General features: G+C 62.3%; 23 protein-coding genes and 1 tRNA gene. 14 read left to right on the top strand and 10 right to left on the bottom strand.

All coding sequences use genetic code 11. The features are described 5' to 3' along the window. Positions 1-6 precede the first annotated feature (6 nt). Both M511_RS08645 and M511_RS08640 read right to left on the bottom strand, forming a co-directional pair. Positions 7-969, bottom strand: a complete 963-nt coding sequence (locus M511_RS08645; RefSeq protein WP_085501945.1) for a nucleoside hydrolase — start codon at positions 967-969, stop codon at positions 7-9. A 60-nt stretch (positions 970-1029) separates the two neighbouring features. Beyond that, the gene (locus M511_RS08640) at positions 1030-3486 is read right to left on the bottom strand and encodes a penicillin acylase family protein (RefSeq protein ID WP_085501981.1); all 2457 of its coding nucleotides are present in this window, start codon (positions 3484-3486) and stop codon (positions 1030-1032) included. 108 nt (positions 3487-3594) lie between these two features. Between M511_RS08640 and M511_RS08635 the strand changes: the two genes are divergently transcribed. The 6 genes from M511_RS08635 to M511_RS08610 all read left to right on the top strand — a co-directional run bounded on the left by M511_RS08635 (position 3595) and on the right by M511_RS08610 (position 7269). Further along, positions 3595-4479: an NAD(P)-dependent oxidoreductase gene (locus M511_RS08635; RefSeq protein ID WP_336245884.1), complete on the top strand. Its 885-nt coding sequence runs from the start codon at positions 3595-3597 to the stop codon at positions 4477-4479. A gap of 45 nt (positions 4480-4524) precedes the next feature. Beyond that, positions 4525-4600: transfer RNA gene (locus M511_RS08630), tRNA-Val, on the top strand. Positions 4601-4645: 45 nt separating this feature from the next. Further along, positions 4646-5707, top strand: a complete 1062-nt coding sequence (locus M511_RS08625) for a CaiB/BaiF CoA transferase family protein (RefSeq protein ID WP_010396715.1) — start codon at positions 4646-4648, stop codon at positions 5705-5707. A gap of 191 nt (positions 5708-5898) precedes the next feature. Then, the gene (rplU, locus tag M511_RS08620) at positions 5899-6321 is read left to right on the top strand and encodes a 50S ribosomal protein L21 (RefSeq protein ID WP_010396713.1); all 423 of its coding nucleotides are present in this window, start codon (positions 5899-5901) and stop codon (positions 6319-6321) included. Between the two features lie 19 nt (positions 6322-6340). Continuing rightward, positions 6341-6613, top strand: coding sequence for a 50S ribosomal protein L27 (gene rpmA, locus M511_RS08615; protein ID WP_010396711.1), 273 nt, complete (start codon positions 6341-6343; stop codon positions 6611-6613). A 110-nt stretch (positions 6614-6723) separates the two neighbouring features. Next, a complete protein-coding gene (locus M511_RS08610; RefSeq protein WP_010396709.1) occupies positions 6724-7269 on the top strand; it encodes a GNAT family N-acetyltransferase in 546 nt (181 codons plus the stop codon). A 160-nt stretch (positions 7270-7429) separates the two neighbouring features. Here the strand turns inward: M511_RS08610 and M511_RS08605 are convergent, their stop codons facing one another. Further along, entirely contained in the window at positions 7430-7936 is a 507-nt protein-coding gene (locus tag M511_RS08605) for a hypothetical protein (RefSeq protein ID WP_138918340.1), read from the bottom strand. A gap of 126 nt (positions 7937-8062) precedes the next feature. Between M511_RS08605 and M511_RS08600 the strand changes: the two genes are divergently transcribed. Then, complete coding sequence (locus M511_RS08600) at positions 8063-8470, top strand: SufE family protein (RefSeq protein WP_010396705.1); 408 nt, start codon at positions 8063-8065, stop codon at positions 8468-8470. A gap of 3 nt (positions 8471-8473) precedes the next feature. Here the strand turns inward: M511_RS08600 and mnmA are convergent, their stop codons facing one another. Beyond that, entirely contained in the window at positions 8474-9643 is a 1170-nt protein-coding gene (gene mnmA / locus M511_RS08595; protein WP_085501944.1) for a tRNA 2-thiouridine(34) synthase MnmA, read from the bottom strand. Between the two features lie 128 nt (positions 9644-9771). Here mnmA and sciP point away from each other — a divergent pair, with 128 nt between their 5' ends. The 4 genes from sciP to recG all read left to right on the top strand — a co-directional run bounded on the left by sciP (position 9772) and on the right by recG (position 15594). Next, complete coding sequence (gene sciP, locus M511_RS08590; RefSeq protein WP_085501943.1) at positions 9772-10086, top strand: CtrA inhibitor SciP; 315 nt, start codon at positions 9772-9774, stop codon at positions 10084-10086. Positions 10087-10173: 87 nt separating this feature from the next. Next, positions 10174-10890: a response regulator transcription factor CtrA gene (gene ctrA / locus M511_RS08585; protein ID WP_085501942.1), complete on the top strand. Its 717-nt coding sequence runs from the start codon at positions 10174-10176 to the stop codon at positions 10888-10890. 160 nt (positions 10891-11050) lie between these two features. Next, the gene (gene ligA / locus M511_RS08580) at positions 11051-13504 is read left to right on the top strand and encodes an NAD-dependent DNA ligase LigA (protein ID WP_085501941.1); all 2454 of its coding nucleotides are present in this window, start codon (positions 11051-11053) and stop codon (positions 13502-13504) included. After that, positions 13480-15594, top strand: a complete 2115-nt coding sequence (gene recG / locus M511_RS08575) for an ATP-dependent DNA helicase RecG (RefSeq protein WP_085501940.1) — start codon at positions 13480-13482, stop codon at positions 15592-15594. Before ligA ends, recG begins: the two co-directional genes overlap by 25 nt. Before the next feature lie 305 nt (positions 15595-15899). On the opposite strand, the gene M511_RS08570 is transcribed toward recG, so the two are convergent. Further along, positions 15900-16337, bottom strand: a complete 438-nt coding sequence (locus M511_RS08570; RefSeq protein ID WP_085501939.1) for an iron-sulfur cluster assembly scaffold protein — start codon at positions 16335-16337, stop codon at positions 15900-15902. A gap of 57 nt (positions 16338-16394) precedes the next feature. On the opposite strand from M511_RS08570, the gene hisI reads away from it, so the two are divergent. Then, positions 16395-16763: a phosphoribosyl-AMP cyclohydrolase gene (gene hisI / locus M511_RS08565; protein WP_085501980.1), complete on the top strand. Its 369-nt coding sequence runs from the start codon at positions 16395-16397 to the stop codon at positions 16761-16763. Here hisI and gluQRS read toward each other — a convergent pair. The 3 genes from gluQRS to M511_RS08550 form a co-directional block, all read right to left on the bottom strand. Further along, positions 16745-17608, bottom strand: coding sequence for a tRNA glutamyl-Q(34) synthetase GluQRS (gluQRS, locus tag M511_RS08560; RefSeq protein WP_085501938.1), 864 nt, complete (start codon positions 17606-17608; stop codon positions 16745-16747). The genes hisI and gluQRS overlap by 19 nt on opposite strands. Beyond that, on the bottom strand, positions 17587-18945 hold the full coding sequence (gene trmFO / locus M511_RS08555) for a methylenetetrahydrofolate--tRNA-(uracil(54)-C(5))-methyltransferase (FADH(2)-oxidizing) TrmFO (RefSeq protein ID WP_085501937.1): 1359 nt from the start codon (positions 18943-18945) through the stop codon (positions 17587-17589). The genes gluQRS and trmFO overlap by 22 nt, the downstream gene beginning before the upstream one ends. Positions 18946-19060: 115 nt before the next feature. Next, positions 19061-19684: a 50S ribosomal protein L25/general stress protein Ctc gene (locus M511_RS08550; protein WP_010394783.1), complete on the bottom strand. Its 624-nt coding sequence runs from the start codon at positions 19682-19684 to the stop codon at positions 19061-19063. Positions 19685-19868: 184 nt separating this feature from the next. Between M511_RS08550 and M511_RS08545 the strand changes: the two genes are divergently transcribed. Continuing rightward, complete coding sequence (locus M511_RS08545) at positions 19869-20870, top strand: acyltransferase family protein (RefSeq protein WP_085501936.1); 1002 nt, start codon at positions 19869-19871, stop codon at positions 20868-20870. Between the two features lie 9 nt (positions 20871-20879). On the opposite strand, the gene M511_RS08540 is transcribed toward M511_RS08545, so the two are convergent. Both M511_RS08540 and M511_RS08535 read right to left on the bottom strand, forming a co-directional pair. After that, positions 20880-22043 (bottom strand): alpha-hydroxy acid oxidase, encoded by a 1164-nt coding sequence (locus M511_RS08540; protein WP_010394788.1) that lies wholly within the window; start codon positions 22041-22043, stop codon positions 20880-20882. Between the two features lie 10 nt (positions 22044-22053). Further along, complete coding sequence (locus M511_RS08535) at positions 22054-22389, bottom strand: hypothetical protein (protein ID WP_010394790.1); 336 nt, start codon at positions 22387-22389, stop codon at positions 22054-22056. A 101-nt stretch (positions 22390-22490) separates the two neighbouring features. Here M511_RS08535 and M511_RS08530 point away from each other — a divergent pair, with 101 nt between their 5' ends. Next, positions 22491-23099, top strand: a complete 609-nt coding sequence (locus M511_RS08530; protein WP_010394793.1) for a TetR/AcrR family transcriptional regulator — start codon at positions 22491-22493, stop codon at positions 23097-23099. The last annotated feature ends 2 nt before the right edge of the window (positions 23100-23101 follow it).

Below are 23101 nucleotides of genomic sequence, written 5' to 3'. Positions count from 1 at the left end.
GCCGGATCAAAAAGAGCGGGCCTGGCCGACCTGACGGTCGAGATTGCCGATCCGTTCGGTCAGCAGTGCAAAGAAGGCATCGGACTGCACGTCGCGGATGAAGGTTGCGTTTGGCGTACGACCGCTGACCCGCCACCAGTCGGCGACGGTCATGCCTTGGGTGAATTCACCCTGCGTCTCGATCTCGACATTGATGAAGCGGCCGCTGAACAGATCGGGTTTCAGCAGCCATGCGATGGTACAGGGATCGTGCAGCGGTGCGCCTTCGCTGCCGTATTTTTCACGGTCGAACCGTTCAAAGAAGTCGGTCCAGCTGGCGACCGCCTGGCCGACGCGGCCCATTGCGCGCATGGTTTCCACCCAAGGGCGGCTGGTCAGCACGCGATGGGTGACGTCAAGCGGCATGACCGTCAGGGGCGCACCGCTGGCGAACACGATCTTGGCGGCCTCGGGGTCGACATAGATGTTGAATTCGGCGGTGGGAGTGACGTTGCCGACCTCAAAATAGGCGCCGCCCATCAGCACGATTTCCTGCACGCGCGGGATGATATCGGGCGCGCGCTGGAAAGCGGCGGCGATATTCGTCAGGGGACCGATCGGAACCAGCGTGACGGTGCCCGGCTCTTCGCGGCGCAGGGTCTCGATCAGGAAATCGACGGCATGGCCGGGGGCAAGCGGCATGGTCGGCTCGGGCAGGGTGACGCCGTCAAGACCGGTCTTGCCATGGACATGTTCGGCCGTGACCAGCTTGCGCTGCAAAGGCGCGTCGCAGCCGGCATAGACTGGCAGATCCGGCCGGCCTGCAAGTTCGCAGAGCATACGTGCATTCCGCTCGGTATGATGCAACGGGACGTTGCCTGCGACGACGCTGAGACCCAGAACCTCAAGCTCGGGACTGGCCAAGGCCAGCAGGATGGCGACGGCGTCGTCCTGTCCGGGATCGGTGTCGATGATGATCTTGCGCGCCATGATTACCCCTTTGATCGTTTCCCTGGCAGGGAAGCCCGGCCGGGCGCAGGATGCAAGCCCCTAGTCCCCTGCCGGTTGCAGATGGGTGATGCCCGCCGCCGCCGCCCGGGCAAGGGCAGGGTCCAGCGACATGACCACATATTCACCGCGTCGCCACAGCTCGGCCATGTCGTCATAATGGCGCGAGAAGGGATGTCCCGACTGACCGGTCGAGATGATAAAGACCGAGCTGTCCGGGTCGGCAAGATCATAGACGCCGCGATAAGTCGCGCCGGTCACGTTCAGCCAGGGGTTGCGGCCGGTGCCAAGAAAGCCCGCCTGCGCAATCGTCGCCTCTCCGCCCGAGGTCGGCTGGATCAGGTTCACGATATAGGAAATGCCACGCATATCCCCCAGCGCCGGATGAACGTGGCGGGCGCGGTGCAGGTCCCCCCAGCGCCAGCTTGCCAGATCCGGGCCGAAACGGGCGACCAGATCCAGCAGGGCTGCGTCAAGCGCCTGCCGGGCGATTTGCGTGCAGGTTTCGACCGGTGCGGACTGGCGGATATCGCACCAGACGGCCGCGCCGTCGATATTGCGAAACACCCGGTCGATGAATTCGGGAAAAAGCTCGTTCAGATCGTCGGCAAGCGGGCCAAGATCATCCCGGACCAGCCGGTCCTGCAAGGCGCGCATCCATGCAACATAGATCAGCGGCTCGGGCAGATGCTCGCTCATCGCGCCGTCCCAATTTGCAAGCAGGGCGAGGGCGTCCTGACGCAGCCGTTCGGGCGTGCCCTGGGCTGCGGGCTCTTCGGTGAACCACAGCTCGGCGCCCACCAGCGGTAAAAGCGCGCGGGCAACCGGACTGACGATATCGTTCTGGGCGGCGATGAAACTGTCGCGGGAATGCACCTCGCGCGAGTTGATAAGAAGACGCAGCCGGTCCAGCCGGAAACGGTCGGCCCAGTCATAGCCCAGGCCCGTCATGCCTGGCAGTGCCGCACCCGTGGCAGCAACGATGCCGCTTTCGGGGGCAAGATCGGTCAGCTCTGCAGGGGCAGGCGCAATGCCCTGCCACCGGTTCTGAACAATCCAGCCGGGTGCGGGCATCCGCCCCCCCGTCTGATGAACCGAGGGGCGCTGCGGCACGGCGCCGACAAGGACTTGCCCCACACCATTACCATCGGCAAGCGTAACGGTCAGCGCCGGAGCTACCATATTGCGCAAAGTGGTTGCGGCTGCCTGCCGGTCCTGCGCCTGCATCAGCCCGATCAGCGCGGTCATGCTGCGATCTTCGCCAAAGGCTCCGGTCCAGGACAGGACTGCGACGTGGCCGGGCGGCAGGATGGTTCCGATGCCAAGATGCGAGGCGGGGATTACCGGCCCATTCTCGGTCTCGCGCATGGTGATGGTTTGCGGCTCGGCGCCGCGGACACGCAGGATCTCGCGGCGGGTCGAAAATGCGGTCCAGCCCTGTGGGCCCCGATAACGGTTGGGATCGCCGGGCTGAACCTCTTCGATAAAGATGTCCTGATCGTCGATCTGTGCCGGGGTAACCCCCCATGCGAGGCGGGTGTTACGCCCGGAAAGAACAGCCGGAATGCCGGGGATGGTGCCACCGATCACCCCGCCTGAACCAAGCTCAAGCCGCGCCAGGTACCAAAGCCCCGGTGCGGTCAGCGGAAACTGAGGATCATTGGCAAGCAGCGCGCCCCCGGCCGCCGTGCGCCGTGCTGCCGCTGCAAACCCATTGGCCGATGCCCCGAGCGAGGGCGACAGATAGCCTGCAAGCGCCGTCGTCCAGTCCGGCGTATCGGTCCCGCGTTTCGGGGCGGTAAAGCGCGTGCCGGGGAAAAGCGAGGCATAATCCGGCATGGGCGGCTCGCCCGGCATGGCGACCATATCCTGTCCACGCTCGGGTGCGGCGAGCGACAGCCTTGCACGCAGTACCTCGCGGCGGACCTGTACGGTCGAAGACGCCGCGAGCAGCTTGAGGATCGCCAGCGAATCTGCGGGCTCCCAATAGGCGATATCGTCGGGGAACAAAAAGAATTCGGGTGCTCCGCGACCACGTGCGCCAAGATTGATCTGCTGGATCCAGGCATTCACGCCGTCGGAATAGGCGCGCAGGACTTCGGTCACCTCGGGGTCCTGGGCCTGAAGCGAGGCGCGGGCATTGCGATAGATCCCGAGCCGGCGTGCCAGATCGTCAGCGGGCAGGGCGCCCATACCATAGATCTCGGCCAGCCTGCCTTGGGCGGCGCGGCGCAGCACGGTCATCTGGAACAGCCGGTCCTGAGCATGGGCAAGCCCAAGCGCAAAAAAGACGTCGCGGTCGCTTTTGCCAAAGATATGCGGCACGTCCTCGGTCGTGCGCACGATTTCGACCGGGGCCGAGATACCCTGCACGACATAGGTGCCATCGTAGTCGGGCAGCGACCGGATGGCGAAATACCAGGCCAGCACCACGAAGGCGAGCGTTAGCAGGATCATCCCGACGGTCAGGCGCACAAGCCAGCGGAAAAGTGTCACCATGAAGAGGCGCAGCCCGAACTTGGGCGCGAGAGGTTGACCCCCGCGCCGGGTGATGAAATTCATCGGGGTGAATAGGGCAGGGCGCGGGCCGGATCAACGCGCCTTTCGATGCGAGGGAGAAAATTGATGGCAAAGGTGGCGTTTCTGGGGTTGGGGGTGATGGGCTTTCCCATGGCCGGGCATCTTGCAGCGGCGGGCCATGATGTGACGGTCTGGAACCGCAGCCCCGCCAAGGCCGAGGCCTGGGTCGCGCGCCACAAGGGCAGCCGCGCTGTCTCGGCCAAAGAAGCTGCCGAAGGGGCTGAATTCGTCATGGCCTGCGTCGGGAATGACGACGACCTGCGTCAGGTTTGTCTTGGCGAAGCCGGGGCCTTCGCAGGTATGAGCAAGGGTGCGATCTTTGTCGATCACACGACGGTTTCGGCGGCGGTCACGCGTGAGCTTGCGGCCCATGCCGCTGAGGCGGGGCTGGGCTTCGTCGACGCTCCGGTTTCGGGCGGTCAGGCCGGGGCCGAGAACGGCCAGCTTTCGGTCATGTGCGGCGGTAGCGAGGATGACTATGGCCGGGCCGAGCCGGTGATTGCCGCCTATGCCAAGATCTGTAAGCTTATGGGCCCCTCGGGCGCGGGCCAGCTCACCAAAATGTGCAACCAGATCGCCATCGCAGGGCTGGTGCAGGCGCTGTCGGAATCGCTGCATTTTGCTGAAAAGGCCGGGCTGTCGATCCCCGGGGTGGTCGAGGTGATCAGTCAGGGTGCTGCGGGCAGCTGGCAGATGCAGAACCGGTATCAGACCATGGCCGAGAACCGCTTTGACTTTGGATTTGCTGTGGACTGGATGCGCAAGGATCTGGGCATCTGTCTTGCCACTGCCGATGAGACCGGCGCGACCCTGCCGGTGACAGCTCTGGTCGACCAGTTCTACAAGGAAGTGCAGAACATGGGCGGCGGGCGCTGGGACACTTCTTCGCTGATTGCGCGGCTGCGTAAATGATGCGGCTTGCCAAGGACGGCGTGAACGCGCTATCAGCCTGCGCGGGGGCGGTTAGCTCAGTTGGTAGAGCGTCTCGTTTACACCGAGAATGTCGGGGGTTCGAGTCCCTCACCGCCCACCATTCCCCTTTGTATTCAATGTCTTGCCTCTGCGATGAGGTATCGGCATGACCGGTGCGCTGTCCCGCCTGCGTATTGTCGAAATCGCGGGCATCGGTCCGACGCCCTTTGCCGCAATGTGGTTTGCCGATCATGGCGCGCAGGTCGTGCGGATCGCGCGGCCCGGTTCGCCGCAGATTTTTCCGCTAAGCCGGGACGTCCTAGACCGCGGGCGCGACTGGCTGGAGCTGGACCTGAAATCCGCCCAAGGCCGAGATCTGGCGCGCGATCTGATTCTGCGCGCCGATGCTGTGATCGAGGGCATGCGCCCCGGCGTCATGGAGCGGCTGGGCCTGGGGCCAGAGGATTTCTCTGCAAACCCACGCCTTGTCTATGGCCGCATGACCGGCTGGGGGCAAAGCGGGCCGCTGGCACACACCGCTGGTCACGACCTGACCTATCTGGCGATCACCGGCGCGCTTGCTGCTATCGGGCCCAGGAACCATCCGGTCCCGCCGCTGAACCTGATCGGGGATTTTGCTGCGGGCTCAATGTATCTGGTGGCCGGTATGCTGGCCGCGATTCTTGCCGCGCGTGAGACGGGCAAGGGGCAGGTCGTCGATGCCGCGATCACCGATGGCGTCGCGCATCTGATGGCGATGATCACCGGGCTAAGGGTAAACGGTCTTTGGCAGGTCGAACGGCAGGCGAATCTTTTGGACGGTGGCGCACCTTACTACACCTGCTATCGCTGCGCCTGCGGTGGTTTTCTGGCCGTTGGCGCCATAGAGCCACAGTTCTGGGCCGAGCTGATCCGGCGCCTGGGTCTGGCCGGGGTTGATCTGCCAGACCGCGCTGATCCTGCAAATTGGGTGGCGCTGCGCGAGATACTGGCGGCACGCATCGCCTCCCGCAGCCGTGATGACTGGGCAGCCGAGCTTGAGGGAACAGATGCCTGCGCAGCACCCGTCCTGACGATGGATGAGGCTCCGCATCATCCGCACAACCGCGCGCGCGGGGTTCATATCGGCAACGATCCGCGTCCCGCGCCGCTTTTGTCGCGCAATCCGGGACAACCAGGCGAGGGCCGGCAGCTGACAGTCGGTCAGGCGCGTAATCTGTGGCGCTGAGCAGCCATTTCTGTTGACTTGGCCGGGCGAATCCGCGATATACCCGCGACCGGCCGGGCTTACGTCCGTTGCCGGTATTGCATTTTAAAATCTCACCCAGAACAAAGGGTGCGCTGTCCGAAGGCGGGGTTCAACCCCGGCAATACCTGAAATATGGGGCCGAAGGACGCGGCAGAGCAAGGAAAGACGGAATGTTCGCAGTTCTCAAGACGGGCGGCAAGCAGTACCGGGTTCAGGCCGGTGATGTGCTGCGCGTCGAAAAACTGAACGCCGAAGCCGGCGACAAAATCCAATTCAACGACGTGCTGATGATCGGCGCGACCGTGGGTGCGCCGCTGGTGAAAGGCGCCGCCGTTCAGGCCGAGGTCATCGACACGATCAAAGCCGACAAGGTCATCACCTATGTCAAGCGCCGCCGGAAACATTCCTCGCAGCGCACCCGTGGCCATCGCCAGCAGCTGACGCTGGTCCGCATCACCGAGCTGCTTGAAAAAGGCGGCGACAAGACCAACGTCAAGCCGGCCGTCGGCGCGCGCACCAAACTGGAAGCCGCTGCCAAACCGGCGAAAGCCAAGAAGTCGGAAGCCGTAGCTTCGGCCGAAGACGCTAACTGAGGCAAAAGGAGACTGAACCATGGCACATAAAAAAGCAGGCGGTTCGTCCCGCAACGGCCGCGATTCGGCTGGCCGTCGTCTCGGTGTGAAACTTTATGGCGGTCAGCAGGCCGTTGCCGGTAACATCATCGTGCGTCAGCGTGGCACCACCTGGTGGCCGGGCCAGAATGTCGGCATGGGCCGCGACCATACTCTGTTCGCCCTGACCGACGGCCAGGTAACCTTCAAGAAGGGCCTCAAGGGCCGCACTTACATTTCCGTGCTTCCTGCCAACGTAGAGGCCGCCGAGTAAGCCAAGTTTAACACTTGCATGCTAAAAGGGGATCGGCCGATGCCGGTCCCCTTCGCTTTTTCGGGGTTCGTACCCATATCAGTGCAAGTAATTAGGGGGAGAACAGTGACATGAATGAGTTGATTTCCTCGGATGCGCGGCAGATCGAGATCGTGACCGAGCGCTTTGTCCTGCGGCCGCTTCGGGCCTCGGATGCGGGGCTCATCGCGCATTATACCGCCGACCGACGCGTAGCCGGGGGAACCCGTTCCATCCCGCACCCCTTGCCGCCCGGTGCCTCTGAATCCTATGTCCGCCGTGCCATGTCGGATGACCGGGACGAGGATGTCTGGGCTATCGACGGTTCGGCAAATAAGCTTGCCGAAGTCCTTGGCGTGGTTTCACTGACCCGCATTGATCAAGAGCAATCCGAGCTTGGCTTCTGGATCGGTGCTGGTTTTTGGAACACCGGCTTTGCGACCGAGGCGGTCTCGGCTCTGGTTGAGGCTAATCCGCATCGTTCGCGCACGCTCTTTGCCGAGGCATTTCAGGACAACCCCGGCTCGGCCCGGGTACTGACCAACTGTGGTTTTGAATATCTCGGCGATGCGGAAAGCTGGTCGGTGGCGCGTAATGCGCTGGTGCCGACCTGGACCTATCTGCGCAAAATGGTCTGAGCAGGCCACCGATTTCTGATTTTAGGGGAGGGGCCTTGTGACGGACCTTCCCCTTTTTGCTTCGGGAGTGGTGTCCGGTTGATCATTTTGCGAGGGGCGCAGAACAAAAAGAGAAGAGGCGCGGGATTCCCGGCCTCTTCGTCGCTCCATCTCAGATAAGTCAGCGCCGCAGCGTAACCGAATTGGTGGCGCCGGTAATCACGACTTCGCGGAGCGATGGCAGGACTGCGTTCGGAATGGTCAGCGCGACCGTGGCTGTATCGCTCGCCGGGTTCGGCGGATTGACGGCGGCAAATGTGCCAGGCTGTGGCGGCTTGCCGACCAGACGCAGGCGCAGCACGCCGTTTTCATCCGGGCGGATACGGCCCTTGGGCATCGGCACCTCGGTCACCAGGGCGACGTCCCACCAGCCTTTGCTTGCGCCCAGCCCGGTCACGACCAGCATGCGGCCTTCGTAGATAGGCTCCCATTTCGCGCCGGTGACCCGGGCCAGTGGGATGCGTCCATCCTGAACCGAGGTCGGATAGCCCCCCTCGGGCTCAAGGGTTTGCGGCTCGGAAGAACTGCCAAACCAACGCATCGGGTTCCAGCTGCTGTCCCCCATGCGGCCGCAGCCAGCCAGCACGAGCATTGTACAGGCAAGGATGCCTAATGTTCTTGACCGCATGAACGCTGTCCCCGCTTTTCCAAGTCTTTGGGGCAGTGATAGGGCAAGTCGCGCGAGGGCGAAAGCCTCTTTGACCTCGTCCGGTCATCGCGCTATCCATGGCCGCCCACGCGAGAGGATGCCCCGATGGCCACGCCAGCCTTTGAAGAGATCGCCGAGACTTTCGATTTCCTTGACGACTGGGAGGATCGCTATCGTCACGTTATCGAACTGGGTAAGGCGATGCCGCCGATGGACGCATCATTGCAGGTCCCGGCCACCAAGGTAGAAGGCTGCGCCAGCCAGGTCTGGATCATGCCGCGGATCGAGGGCGGACGTTTCGATTTTCAGGGCGATAGCGACGCATTGATCGTGCGCGGACTGATCGCGATTCTGCACGCGCTTTACTCCGGGGTTCCGGTCGGTGAGGTCGCCGGCATCAACGCTACCGCCGAGCTGGCCCGCCTGGGGCTCGAAGAGCATCTTTCCGCGCAGCGTTCGAACGGGTTGCGCGCTATGGTCGAGCGTATCCGCAATCTTGCCGCGGCTGCCTGAAGGTTAGCCGCCGCGGCGGTGTGCAATCCAGCCGCCGCCCAGAACCCGGGTGCTGTCGGTCGCGTAAAAAACGCAAGCCTGACCCGGGCTTACCCCTTCTTCGGGGGCGAGCAGCTCGATCTCTGCGCGGCGGTCTCCGGTCACGCGCAGGATCGCAGGCCGGGGCGGCCGGGTTGAGCGGATGCGGGCGCTGATCGCGATTTCGCCGGTGAAAGGCTCATCGCCCAGCCAGTTCACCTCGGTCACCGGCACGATTTTCGTCGCCAGAGCTTCTTTGGGGCCGACAACGACGCGCCGGGTTTCAGGCTCAAGCCGGACCACGTATAGCGGATCACCCAGCCCGCCGATGCCCAGCCCGCGCCGCTGACCGATGGTGTAATGGATGACACCCCGATGGGTACCCAGCACATTGCCGTCCATATCGACGATCTCGCCAGGATCGGCCGCGCCGGGACGCAGCTTTTCGATCACGCTGGCATAGTTGCCATTCGGTACAAAGCAGATGTCCTGGCTATCCGGCTTGTCGGCTACCGCCAGCCCGTATCGGGCGGCCAGCGCCCGGGTCTCGGCCTTGCTCGCAAGTCCCCCCAGCGGAAAGCGCAAAAAATCAAGCTGTTCTTGCGTGGTCGAGAACAGGAAATAGCTCTGGTCGCGGTTTGGATCAGCGGCCATATGCAGCTCGGCTCCATGCGGCCCTTCGAGGCGGCGGATATAATGGCCCGTCGCCATGCAATCGGCATCAAGATCACGCGCGGTCTCAAGCAGGTCACGGAACTTGACGCGTTCATTACAGCGGATGCAGGGAACCGGTGTTGCGCCGGCAAGATAGGCGTCAGCAAACTCCTCGATTACCGATTCACGAAACTTGTTTTCGTAATCCAGAACGTAATGCGGAAAACCGATACGCTCGGCCACACGGCGGGCGTCATGGATATCCTGCCCGGCGCAGCAGGCACCTTTTTTCGCCAGCGCCGCGCCATGATCGTAAAGCTGCAGCGTCACACCGATCACATCATAGCCCTGCGCAGCAAGCATCGCCGCGACCACCGAACTGTCGACCCCCCCCGACATTGCCACAACCACGCGCGTTTGCGCCGGAGGCTTGGCGAAGCCCAGCGAATTCACGGTTGAAACGGGCGCAGCACTGCGCAGCAAGGGGTCTGACACTGTCATGGATCGTCCTTTCGCGAGGCGCGCAGATTCCGGCCCCGGATTTCGTTATATTTATAGGGAAATTATTGCCATTCTCAAGGGTGGCGCGGGCAAAACCGGGGATGGTTTCACCTCGGATTAAGAAAATCATGGAAGAACTGTTTGGAAAGACGGGGAATTTACGGATGTTTCTTAAAAAGTCCTCTGGCCCGCGGACTGTGACCCTGCCCGATGGCAGCATACTGACCCTGGCTGATCTGCCGCTGCCGCAGACGCGCTGGGTCGCCAGCCGCAAGGCGGTTGTGGTCGCTGCCGTACAATATGGTTTGATCACGCGCGATGAGGCGCTGCGCTGCTACAGCCTGACTGAGGAAGAGCTGGAGGCCTGGATCGGTGCCGTCACACGGCATGGTCGGAATGCGCTGAAAATCACGCAGCTGCAAAAATTCAGACAAGAAGGTTAAAGACAAATTTGATAAATCAGCAGGTAACCTGATATTAACCTTTTACGTCCAAGCTTAATCGGTTCGTTGGTTAAACAGGGGAAAGACATGCGAATCCTTCTTGTGGAGGATGATCCCACCACCGCGCGCAGCATCGAGTTGATGTTGACAAATGCGAGTTATAATGTCTATCGCACCGACATGGGGGAGGAGGGTATCGACCTTGCCAAGCTCTATGATTACGATCTGATCCTGCTGGATCTGGACCTGCCGGACATGAACGGCATGGAGGTATTGCGGCAGATCCGCATGTCGCGTGTCGACACCCCCATCCTTATCCTTACCGGATCGGACGATACCGAAAGCAAGCTGCGGGGTTTCGGGTTCGGTGCTGACGACTATATGACCAAACCTTTCAACCGCGATGAGCTTGTGGCCCGTATTCAGGCCATTATCCGTCGCTCCAAGGGACATAGCCAATCGGTCATTTGCACTGGCGAGATGGTGGTGAACCTGGATGCGCGTTCGGTTGAGGTTGGCGGGCGTCCGGTCAATCTGACCGGCAAGGAATATCAGATCCTCGAACTGCTGAGCCTGCGCAAGGGCACGACACTCACGAAAGAGATGTTTCTCAACCATCTCTACGGCGGCATGGACGAGCCTGAGCTGAAGATCATAGACGTGTTTGTCTGCAAGTTGCGCAAAAAGCTTGCTGCAGCAATGAATGGTGAAAGCCATATCGAGACGGTCTGGGGGCGGGGGTATGTTCTGCGCGATCCGGTCATTCCGGTGCCGAATGCCGAGCGGCTGGCCCTTGAGGCCTGATTGGCCGGATAAGGGCTGCGTCGGTCCAAGGTTGCTACGCCGGACTCCTTCCGGCGTGTGACCGCCTGTCCGGCCTTGTTCTGGACAACTCGACCTTCGCCCCGGTATCACCTGTCTCTGGACAACGGGGCCATAGGCCCGGCAGGAAGGTGGAACGCAGATGGGTGAAACGGGCGAGAATCACACCGGCATGGCAGAGGCAGCCACCTCACAAGCTGATCTTCCGCCTGTTGCCAGTCTTGATGCCAAGGCGGCTGCCGCAGAGCATGCTCGGCTAAGCGATGAGGTCTCGCGCGCCAATCTGGCCTATCACCAAAAGGACGCGCCCTTTATCAGCGACGCTGAATACGATCTCTCAAAGCGTCGGCTGGAAGAGATCGAGGCCCGCTTTCCTGAGCTTTCCCATGCAGAAAGCCCGACCGCCCAGGTGGGTGCAGCCCCTGACCAGCGCTTTGCCAAGGTTCCACATCGCCTGCCGATGCTGTCTTTGGAAAACGGCTTCAGTCATGAGGATGTCGAGGCATTCGTTCATCGGCTACGGTCATTTCTTAACCTTGCGCCGGATGTGCCGCTGGAATTTACCGCCGAGCCCAAGATTGACGGCCTGTCGTTGTCCTTGCGTTACGAAGGCGGAAAACTGGTGCAGGCCGCAACCCGTGGCGATGGCGCCATAGGCGAAAATGTGACGGCTAACGCCCTTACGATCAGCGATATTCCGAAACACCTTGCTGGTGACGGCTATCCAGAGGTTCTTGAGATCCGTGGCGAGGTCTACATGTCGCATACGGATTTCGAACAGCTGAACCAATCCGACAACGGGCGTGTCTTTGCCAATCCACGAAATGCTGCGGCGGGTTCGCTGCGCCAGCTTGACGCAGCAGTGACCGCCTCACGCCCCTTGCGGTTTTTTGCCTATGCCTGGGGCGAGGTCAGCGCGCCCTTTGCCCGTAGCCAGATGGGGGCGGTGCAGAGGATGCGGGATTTCGGATTCCAGACCAATCCACTGACACGCATCTGTAACTCGGTGCAGGATCTGTTGGCTGCCTGGGCCGAGATCGAGCAGATGCGCTCGACCCTTGGCTATGACATCGACGGTGTGGTCTATAAGGTTAATGATCTTGCCTATCAGGCACGACTTGGCATGCGCTCGACGACACCGCGGTGGGCGCTTGCGCATAAATTTCCCGCCGAACGCGCCTGGACGCGGCTTGAGGCCATTGACATTCAGGTCGGGCGTACCGGCGCGCTCAGCCCGGTGGCGCGGCTGAATCCGGTGACAGTGGGTGGTGTCGTGGTTTCGAACGCGACGCTGCATAACGAGGATTACATCGCCGGGCGCGGCGCTGACGGCAGCGAGATCAGGGGTGGCAAGGATATTCGTGTCGGCGACTGGGTCGAAGTTTATCGGGCCGGCGATGTCATCCCTAAAGTTGCCGATGTGGATCTGAGCAAACGCCTGGGTGATTCCGCGCCTTACGTCTTTCCGACCACCTGTCCTGAATGCGGCTCTCCAGCCATTCGTGAAGAGGGCGATGCCGTTCGGCGTTGCACCGGTGGGTTGATTTGTCCGGCGCAGGCAGTCGAAAAACTGCGCCATTTCGTTTCACGCGCCGCCTTTGATATCGAGGGTCTGGGCGCCCGGCAGATCGAGGTGTTCTATCGCCTGAACTGGGTTGCAGAGCCGGCCGATATCTTCACGCTTCATGCCCGTGATGCTGCGGGGCGCAAGATGCTTGCTGACCATGCCCACGCCTTTCTTGCGATTGAGAGCAGGATCGAACGCGCCGAAACCCTGCTCGCCGATTATCGTGAACTTCTGAGCCCGCTTGGTGTCGAGATCGAGGGATCCGATGATCTGCCCGAGGCTCTTGATAGGCTGTCGTCCTGTCGGCTGGCCGAGGTAAAGGGCTGGGGCGAAACCAGCGCCAGCAAGCTTTTCGAGGCGATCGAAAAGCGGCGCGAGATTTCGCTGGCCCGCCTGCTTTTTGCGCTGGGGATCCGGCATGTTGGTGAGGTCGCGGCGCAGGATCTGGCCCGCCACTATGGCAGCTGGGATGCGCTTAAGACTGCGTTGGACATCGCCCGCCCTGCCGCTATTGCCCATCGCGCTGCCGAGGATGCCGCACAGGCGGAACGTGAGGCTGCGCAGGCCGAGGGCCGTCGCGCCCGGCTGGCCGAGGCGCGGGGGGCGGCTCTTGCCCGGAGCGAACTTTCGCCCGAGGCCGCGAACGCCTGGGCCGACCTTATTGCTGCCGATGGTATCGGTCCGGTCCTTGCCATGTCGCTGTCGGATGCCTTTGCCAATGAACGCGAACGGGCGGCTATTGATCGGCTGATCGCGCAGTTAAGTTCGATCCTGCCGCCCGAGGCGCGCGCCACCGGCACTGCCATCGCTGGCAAGACGCTGGTCTTTACCGGCACGCTTGAAAAGATGACACGGGCTGAGGCCAAAGCGCGGGCCGAGGCGCTTGGCGCCCATGTTGCGGGCTCGGTTTCGGCCAAGACGGATCTGCTGATTGCCGGCCCGGGTGCAGGCTCCAAGGCGAGAAAGGCCGCTGAACTGGGCATCAAGGTCATTGATGAGGACGAATGGCTGACGCTCGCCCAGGGGTAACGCCGGGCCGCCCGCCGGTACTGTTTCCCTTGTTCGCGGGCGTTGAGACGTTGCCGGGCGTTGGCCCGCGCGCGGCCGAGGCCTTTGCCCAAATGGGCGTGACGCGGCTGCGCGATCTGATCCTGAACCTGCCGCATTCGGGTATCCGCCGTCGGCGCATTACCCATCTGGCCGATGCGATCCCCCCCGAGATTGTCACGGTCACGATCACCGTTCAGCGTCACAGCCAGCCAACCGCAAAGGGACGGCCCTGGCGTGTGCACTGCAGTGATGGCCGGACGGATTTGCAGCTGGTTTTCTTTCACCCCCGCAAGGGCTGGATTGAAAGCCAGCTGCCGGTGGGCGAAAGGCGGCTTGTCTCGGGCAAGATCGAGCTGTTCGACGGCATGCCGCAGATGGTCCATCCCGACCATATTGGCCCCGAGGGGTCAGAGCCGCCCCCGGATTTTGAACCGGTCTACCCCTTGTCGGGCCGGCTGACCCAGGGGGTCGTGCACAAGGCAGCGCAGGTGGCACTGACCCGCCTGCCCGAAGCGGAAGAATGGATCGACCCGGCCCTTGTCGCGCGCGAGGGTTGGCCGGGCTGGGCCGAGGCGCTGCACCGTGCCCATGCTCCGACAGGGCCGGCCAACCTGTCCTCCACCGATCCGGCGCGTGCGCGGCTGGCCTATGATGAACTTTTCGCACATCAGATGACGCTTGCGCTGTTGCGTCGTGACCGGCGCAAGCAGGCTGGGCAGGTGACGCAAGGCAGCGGAGATTTGCGCGACAAGGTGCTGGCGGGGCTGCCATGGCCGCCGACAGACGCGCAGCGCCGCGCGGTCGAAGAGATCGCCGCCGACCTGGCTTCGCCGCGGCGAATGAACCGGTTACTGCAAGGCGATGTTGGCGCGGGGAAAACGCTCGTCGCCTTTCTGGCGCTGCTGATCGCGGTCGAGGCAGGCGGGCAGGGCGTGCTGATGGCCCCGACCGAAATCCTTGCACGTCAGCATTTCAGGGCGCTTGAACCTTTGGCGCGGCTGGCAGGCATCCGGCTTGAGGCATTGACGGGCCGGGATAAGGGTGATGCGCGCACGAATATCCTGACCGATCTGGCAGAGGGGCGTATCGACATCCTCGTCGGCACCCATGCGGTGATCCAGAAAACTGTCGAATTCCGCGATCTGCGGCTGGCTGTTGTCGATGAACAGCATCGGTTTGGCGTCAATCAGCGTATGGAGCTGGTGGCTAAAGGCGGACATTTACCACCTGATATGCTGGTGATGACGGCTACGCCGATCCCGCGTTCGCTGGCGTTGGCGCAGTTCGGCGATATGGATCTGTCGGTGCTTGATGAAAAGCCCGCTGGTCGCCAGCCGATCCGGACTACGGTGATCCCCGATTCCCGGATGGGCGAAGTGGTGGAACATCTGGCCCGGGCGATCTCGGCCGGGGCACGGGCCTATTGGGTTTGCCCCTTGGTCGAGGAAAGTGAGGCTGTCAGCCTGACCGCCGCCGAGGCGCGTTTTCAGGAACTGCGTGCCCGTTTCGGCGAACAGGTCCGACTGATTCACGGTCAGATGCCTGCGGATGAGCGTGACACCGCAATGGCTGACTTCGCCGCCGGCCGGGCGAACATCCTTGTCGCGACCACGGTGATCGAAGTCGGCGTCGATGTCCCCGAGGCAACGATCATGGTGATCGAGCGCGCTGAAAGTTTTGGGCTGGCGCAATTGCACCAGTTGCGTGGCCGTGTCGGGCGTGGTTCGGGCGCGTCGAGTTGCCTTCTGATGTATCACGAGCCGCTTTCCGAAACGGGGCGGCGGCGCCTTTCGATCCTGCGCGAGACTGAGGACGGTTTCCGCATCGCCGAGGAGGATCTGGCGATGCGCGGGGCGGGCGATGTGATCGGTACGGCGCAATCGGGTCTGCCACGATTCCGCATCGCCGACCTTGAGCGGCAGTCGGGCCTGATGGCCCTGGCCCGCAAGGACGCACAAAGTTTTCTTGAGCGAGACCCCGAAATGGCAAGCGAGAGAGGACGCGCTGTTCGCCTTCTTTTGTGGCTGATGGAGCAGGATCGCGCCATACGGTTGATCAACTCAGGATAGCGTTCTCCAGATGTTCTTAAAAAGTTCTTTACTTTGTTCTCGCGTCATGAGAACAAACGGTAAACGAACTGTGGAGAGCCCCATGACCCGCGAATCCCTCTCTGACTTGCTCGGCACGGTCGCCATCTCGGTGACGGCAATCATTCTGTTCTCGCTGCCTTCGATTCTGGCAGCCTGATTTCTGACTTTCACTGCCCCGCGCAATCGGCGGCCCTTCGCCTGGGGCTGCAACCTTCCCCTCGGTCGATCATGCGCGCAACTGCCGGTCCCTTGCGGACCGGCTTTTCTTTTTGCGGGACGGGTTCTCAGGCAGGCGATGCGTCGATCGCACCCAAAAGAGCCTCCCACGCCAGCAGAATGGAGGCGTGGCGGTTAGGGAATTCCCGCGCGGGCAGCAGCGTCTCAAGCTCATCAAAAGGTGCAGCGGGGGCAGGGCCATCAGTTTTCAACATTGCCTGCAGCTCGTCGCGGGCCCGGGCGATCTCATCCCGCGAACGGCCAAGCGCGGTGCGCCCCAGCACCCCGGCCGATGCCTGACCCAGCGCACAGGCCCGCACCTCTTGGGAAAAATCAACGATGCGGCCGTCTTGCATTACCACATGGGCGGTGACCGACGAGCCGCATTGAGGCGACCGACGATGCGCGCTGCCCGTCGGGTTGTCGAGCTTGCCCAGATGCGGGATGTCCGAGGCGAGCGCCAGGATGCGCCGCGAGTAAAGCTGCATCAGGTCACTGTCGGACATGGTCTTTTCCCTTTCGATTACTGCGTCTAGATAGGTGCGGTGCAGCCGAAAGGAAAGCTGATGTTCGACCCCGCCAGCCTGAAATATGACGCCGATAGTCTGATTCCGGCCATCGCGCAGGATCATCACACGGGCGAGGTGCTGATGATGGCCTGGATGAATGCCGAAGCGGTCGCGCAGACACTTGCCACGGGCAAGGTCACTTATTGGTCGCGTTCCCGTCAGGCGTTCTGGGTTAAGGGCGAAAGCTCGGGCCACGTCCAAAAGCTGGTCGAGCTGCGGGTTGATTGTGATCGGGATTGCCTGTTGGTGCTTGTCGATCAGACCGGCCCTGCCTGCCACACGAACCGGCAAAGCTGCTTTTACACCGCGATCCGGGGCGGGGATGAGGTGATCATTATGGAACCTCAGAATCCCAGCAGTTGACGGATCTCGGCAGCAGAAACGCCGTCGTCGCGATAAAGCTTTAGTGCACGGGCATCGTCGCGCTTGGCCAGGCGCTTGCCGTGTTCATCCCGGATCAGCCGGTGGTGGTGATAACGCGGCGTCGGAAGCTCAAGCAATTTCTGAAGTAATACATGTATCCATGTTGAATCTAATAAATCTTTTCCGCGTGTCACCAGCGTGATTCCTTGTGCGGCGTCATCGACCACAACGGCAAGGTGATAGCTTGTCCCCATGCCACGTCGTGCAAGAACCACATCCCCGACGCCGAAGATAAAGTCCTGCGCTGCCAGCCGATGTGGCAGGCCGGGGGCGATATTTTCATCCAGAAACACGATTTCTTCGAGGTCGAGATAGTCAAAGGCGCGGGCGGCGTTCAGGCGGATTGCGTCGTCCGGTCCCATTTCAGCCATGTTTCGATGGCGGCAGGTGCCGGGATAGACCGGGCCGTCTGGGCCGATCACCGGTTCGGCGCCTTCTTGCGGTGCGGAAAGCGCGGCGCGAATATCGGCACGCCGGCAACGGCAAGGATAGATAAGCCCCAGCGCAGCCAGTCGGTCCAGCGCTGCCTGATAGGCGGACAGCCGTTCGGATTGGCGCATTACGGGCTGGGGCCAATCAAGGCCTAGCCAGTGTAGATCTTCGACGATCAAAGCCTCGTATTCCGGGCGACAGCGCGATTGGTCGATGTCCTCGATACGCAGCAGAAACTCACCCGGGTGGGCCAGTTTCGCAGCTGTCAGCGCCGCGAAAGCATGGCCCAGATGCAGCGGGCCCGTCGGCGAGGGGGCAAAGCGCGTGCGGTTCAAACCTGTCCTGCAAGCCATTGGTTGAAATCGGCTTTTGCTCGGTCTGTATAGGCCGGATAGCGATCCTTGCGCCCTTTGCGGCCACCGCGCATATCTTCAAGCGGAGGGTATAGGCCAAAGTTCACGTTCATCGGCTGGAAGGTCTTGGCGTCCGCGCCGCCTGTGATGTGGTTAACCAGCGCCCCCATCGAGGTCGTGGCGGGGGGCGGAGGCAGGTCGCGACCCAGTGCCTCGGCAGCCGCCATGCGACCAGCAAGCAGGCCCATGGCGGCGCTTTCAACATAGCCTTCGACCCCGGTGACCTGACCGGCAAAGCGAAGGTTCGGATGCGAACGCAGCCGCAGCCGGTCGTCGATCAGACGAGGCGAGTTCAGGAAAGTGTTGCGATGGATGCCGCCAAGTCGGGCAAAGCTGGCATTCTGCAATCCGGGAATGCGCCTGAAAACATCGACTTGCGCACCATACTTCATTTTCGTCTGAAAGCCGACGATATTATAAAGCGTTCCCAATGCATTGTCGCGGCGCAGCTGTACGACGGCATAGGGCTTTTCTTCAGGCCGGTGTGCATTGGTCAGCCCGACCGGCTTCATCGGGCCATGACGCAACGTGTCCCGGCCACGCTCGGCCATGACCTCAATGGGCAGACAGCCGTCGAAATAAGGCGTGGGGTCGGGCGAAGAGCCGGCCTCACCCTCATGAAACTCTGTCTTTTCGGCGGCGAGCAGGGCGTCGATGAAGCCGTCGTAATCCTCGCGCGTCATCGGGCAGTTGATATAGGCGGTACGCTCTTCCTCGGTGTCGCCCTTGTCGTAGCGGCTTTGGCGCCAGCAGATCGACATGTCGATGCTGTCGGCATGGACGATCGGAGCAATGGCGTCGAAAAAGGCGAGCGAACCCTCGCCGGTCAGCCCCCGGATCGACTGGCCAAGCGCGGCCGAGGTCAGCGGGCCGGTCGCGATGATCCAGCGGCCCTCGGTCGGCAATTCGCGGATCTCACCGGGCTGGAAAGAAACCAGAGGCTCGTTGCGCAGAGCCTGCGTTACAGCCTGCGAGAATGCGTCGCGGTCGACGGCCAGTGCGCCGCCAGCAGGCAGGCGGTGACGGGCGGCCATTCGCATGATCAGCCCGTCTGCCGCGCGCATTTCCCAATGCAACTGGCCCACGGCATTCATGCGATCATCGTCCGAGCGGAAGCTGTTCGAGCATACCATTTCAGCGCAATCGCCGGTACGATGCGCGAATGTTGCAACCTCGGGCCGCATCTCGTGCAGCACCACCGGAACACCTGCGCGGGCGATTTGCCAGGCGGCCTCGGACCCGGCAAGGCCCGCGCCAATGATGTGGATCGGTTCCATGCTTGTCCCCTTTGCCTCAGGCGCGTTGTCCTAACAATGGCGCGCCAAAACGGCAAGAGAAAGGGCGGCACCCGCAGGGGGAGCCGCCCGATCAGTTTCGATGCCTTGCCGGCGATCAGGCCTCGGTAGCCTCTTCCTCGGCAGCTTCTTCGTTGTCGCTGGAGCGCAGGCCCGAAGGAGCCGCGATATTGGCGATGACAAAGTTGCGGTCGATGGTCGGCTTCACACCGCGCGGCAGTTGCACGTCGTTGATGTGGATCGATTCACCGATTTCGCGGCCGGTCAGGTCAACCGTGATCTGCTCGGGGATATCCGAGGCGGTCACCATCAGTTCGACCTCGGGGCGCACCACGACCAGCGTACCGCCACGCTTCAGGCCAGGGGCCTGCTCGTGGTTTTCAAAATGTACGTTGATGAACAGGTTCACCCGGGTGTTGCGGTGCACGCGCATGAAGTCGATATGCGTCGGCAGGTCCTTGACCACATCGCGCTGAACGCCGCGGCAGACGACGCGGACGTCTTCCTGGCCTTCGACTTTCAGGTTCCACAGCGTGGACATGAAGCGACCGGCGCGCAGCTTGGTCAACAGGTAGTTGAATTCAAGGGCGATCGGCTGCGGCTCTTTGCCGTCGCCATAAACGATGCCGGGCACCTTGCCTTCGCGGCGAGCTTGACGGGCGGCCCCCTTGCCTGTCCCCGTGCGTGCCTCGGCCACCAGATTCGGGATCTCTTTGGCCATGGTTGGTATCCTTGTGCTACAAATGGCGGCCATCCTCCAAGGGTGCATGGCCGAGGACGGGCCTATAGCGCGGTGTCAGCGGGAAGTGAAGTGAAAAATCGTTCGCATGTTAGGTGAAAAATGCTTGTCAGATAGGCTCTGATGGTTGCAGAGCATTTCTCGATACAGGTCGGGGCCTTTCGAGTTGCATCGTATCTATTCGCTTGACTACCTCAAGCTTGCGCTGGCGGTGCTGGTCGCCTTTGCGCATACCTATTGGTTACAGACCAATATGACGCCAGGGCTGTTCATGATCGGCAACGGTCTGATGCGCGTCATGGTTCCGACCTTTTGCATCATCGCCGGCTATTTTCTTTACTCGGCAGTGGAAAGGGGCAAGGGCCGCAAGTGGCTGTACCGTGTGGGAATGCTTTATCTGTTCTGGATGGCGGTATATCTGCCTTTCTGGCTGAACGAGGTGCACGGGCCTGTCTCGCTGATCAAGACCCTGGCCTGGGGTTATTTCCACCTATGGTTCATGGCCGGCATTCTGGTTGCCGGGATGGTGGTCCTGCTGGTTTGCAGCTTTGCGCGACGGATTGCGCCCGCGCGGGAATACCGGCTGCTTATGGCGGCGGCGGCGATTTGCGCTGTGATCGGGGTCACACTGCAATATATCGCCTTGTCGGGCATCGCCCAGATCGGGGTCAAGAAGTTCTCGAACGGTCTTTTCATGTGCTTTCCCTTTGTCGCGATAGGCTGTCTTTGCGGCCGCAGGGTTGCGCGGCTGGGGATGCAGGGACTGCCGCCGCGTTGGCTGGTACTGGCGCTGACCGGTGTCGGGGCGGCGCTTTTGATGGCAGAGGCGTGGTTTGTGCAGGCATGGCGCAGCGATCAGGTGATGCTGGATATTCCGGTCACCTCATATATCGCGGCGCCAGCACTGTTTCTGGCAGTGCTGGGAACGGCGATGCCGCGCCCTCCGATCCGGCTCGATCCGATTTCGGCGATGATCTATTTCATGCATGTGCTGGCGTTGCATCTTGCCCATGCGCTGGGGGTGCAGGGGCTGGCCGGGCTGATGGCCTTTGCCGTTGGCCTGCCGGCTCTGGCAGCACTGGTGCTGAGGCGTTTGCCGATCCGCGGTTTTGAAAAGGGCGGGCGGCCTGAACAGGGTGAACATGTCCACGCCAACCCGGCACCTTGAACCGGCGTCCTAGGCCCAGGGCTGCAGGAACTCTTGCGGGATCAGCAGATTGTGGCGGCCAAGGTTTTTGACGTCACGCTCGCCGCAAAGGGCCATGGTTACGTCCAGTTCCTTGCGGATGACTTCAAGCGCGGCGGTGACGCCTGCCTCGCCCATGGCGCCCAGCCCATAGATAAAGGCGCGCCCGATATAGGTGGCATGGGCCCCCAATGCCAGCGCCTTGAGCACGTCCTGACCCGAGCGGATGCCGCTGTCGAGATGGATCTCGATCTGGTCACCGACCGCCTTGACGATCTCGGGCAGCATCCGGATGGAACTGACCGCACCGTCAAGTTGCCGCCCGCCGTGGTTGCTGATGATGATTGCATCGGCCCCGAAACCGGCGGCCATACGGGCGTCCTCGGGGTCATTGATCCCCTTAAGGATCAGCTTGCCGCCCCAGAGGTCGCGGATGCGCGCGATCTTGTCCCAATCAAGCTGTGGGTCGAACTGTTCGGCCGTCCAGGCAACGAGAGAGGACGGATCGCCCACGCCCTTGGCATGGCCGACGATATTGCCAAAGAAACGCCGCTTGGTGCGCAGCATCTCAAGCCCCCAGCGCCATTTCGTCGCCAGATCCAGCATGACCGGCAGGGTCAGGCGCGGCGGGGCAGAAAGGCCGTTCTTAAGATCTTTGTGCCGCTGGCCGAGGATCTGAAGATCCAGCGTCAGAACCAGCGCCGAGCAATTGGCGCGCCTGGCCCGTTCGATAATCGCCTCAAGGAACTCCTGGTCGCGCATGACATAAAGCTGAAACCAGAAGGGGGCCCGGATCGCCTCGGCCACATCTTCAAGCGAACAGATCGACATCGTGGAAAGCGTGAAGGGCACACCAAAAGCCTTGGCTGCACGCGCCGCCTTGATCTCGCCATCGGCGCTTTGCATGCCGGTCATCCCGACCGGGGCAAGGGCCACAGGCATGGCAACCTTTTGCCCGGCCATGGTGCTTTCGGTGGTTCGTCCGGTCATGTCCACCGCGACGCGCTGGCGCAGTCTGATGCGCTGAAAATCCGCCGAGTTCTCGCGGAAGGTGCCTTCGGTATAGCTGCCGCTTTCCGCGTAATCGTAGAACATCCGCGGTACGCGGCGGCGGTAGATGGCCTTAAGATCATCTATGCAGGTGATGACCGGCATCGGGCTCTCCTTAGTTCGGCGGGCAATTGGGGCTGCCCTCGGGGCAGTCGGCGGAAAGCGATTGCTGCGACAAAGCGCGGGCGCGTGCACGCAGCGCGTCGGCCCGGCGTTGCAGATCGGCGTCATTGGCAACGGGTGTGACCCCGGCGCGACCGGCAAGGGCCTGACTGCGCGCGTTCAGCGCGTCGCTGACCGATGTGGGGTCGCGGGCAGCATCGGCGGCGTGGCCGGGCAGGGCAGGTGGGGCAAGCACCTGATCCGTGGGCATCAGCTTGGGATAGTCGTCCCCGCCATCGCCGCATCCTGCCAGCATCGCCAATGCCAGCGCGCCCCAGATCCGCACCATCCCATACCCCCGCCGATTCATGGGCGGGACCATAGGCCCGCAGGGGCGGCAGGGGCAAGATGCGCTCTTTCCTTGGCGGCCCGCGCCGCCTAGAAGGCGGCATGGCAAGAACGCAGGGCTCGAAGGCAGAGATTACCGGACCCTTGATCCGTGATACGGCGCGCAGGCTGTTTGCGCGCCATGGCTATGCTGCGGTTTCGATGCGCCAGATCGCGGCCGGGGTCGGGGTGCAGGTTGGTGCGCTTTACGCCTATACGGCGGACAAACAGGCGCTGCTGGCTGATCTGCTGCGCGTCCATATGGAAGAGCTGCTGGCCGCCTGGCAGGACGACCCCGCGCGGCCGGCGCTTGAGCGGCTCGAGTCCTTTCTGCGTTTTCATATCCAGACCAGTCTTGAGCGGCCCGAGGCTGTGTTCCTGTCCTATATGGAGCTGCGCAACCTGACGCCCGGGAACCGGGCCGAGATTGCCGCCTTGCGCCGTCGTTATGAGGATGCGCTTGAGGCGATCCTGATCGCCGGAGAGGCCGAAGGCGTGATGACGGTGCCCGATACGCGGCTGGCAACCATGGCTCTGATCGCCATGCTGACCGGCGTGACCAACTGGTATCGTGAGGGTGGGCGCCTGGATCAGGAACGGGTCGTTGAGGTCTATTGGGACCTCGTGCGCGGGGCCGTGGGTGCGAATCCCCTTTTCAATTGGCAGTCCTGATC

This window comes from Paracoccus sp. J56 (assembly GCF_019633685.1).
GTDB lineage: Bacteria > Pseudomonadota > Alphaproteobacteria > Rhodobacterales > Rhodobacteraceae > Paracoccus > Paracoccus kondratievae.
Note: the sequence above shows the minus strand (reverse complement) of the source record. Positions and strands in the feature narration are given on the sequence as shown.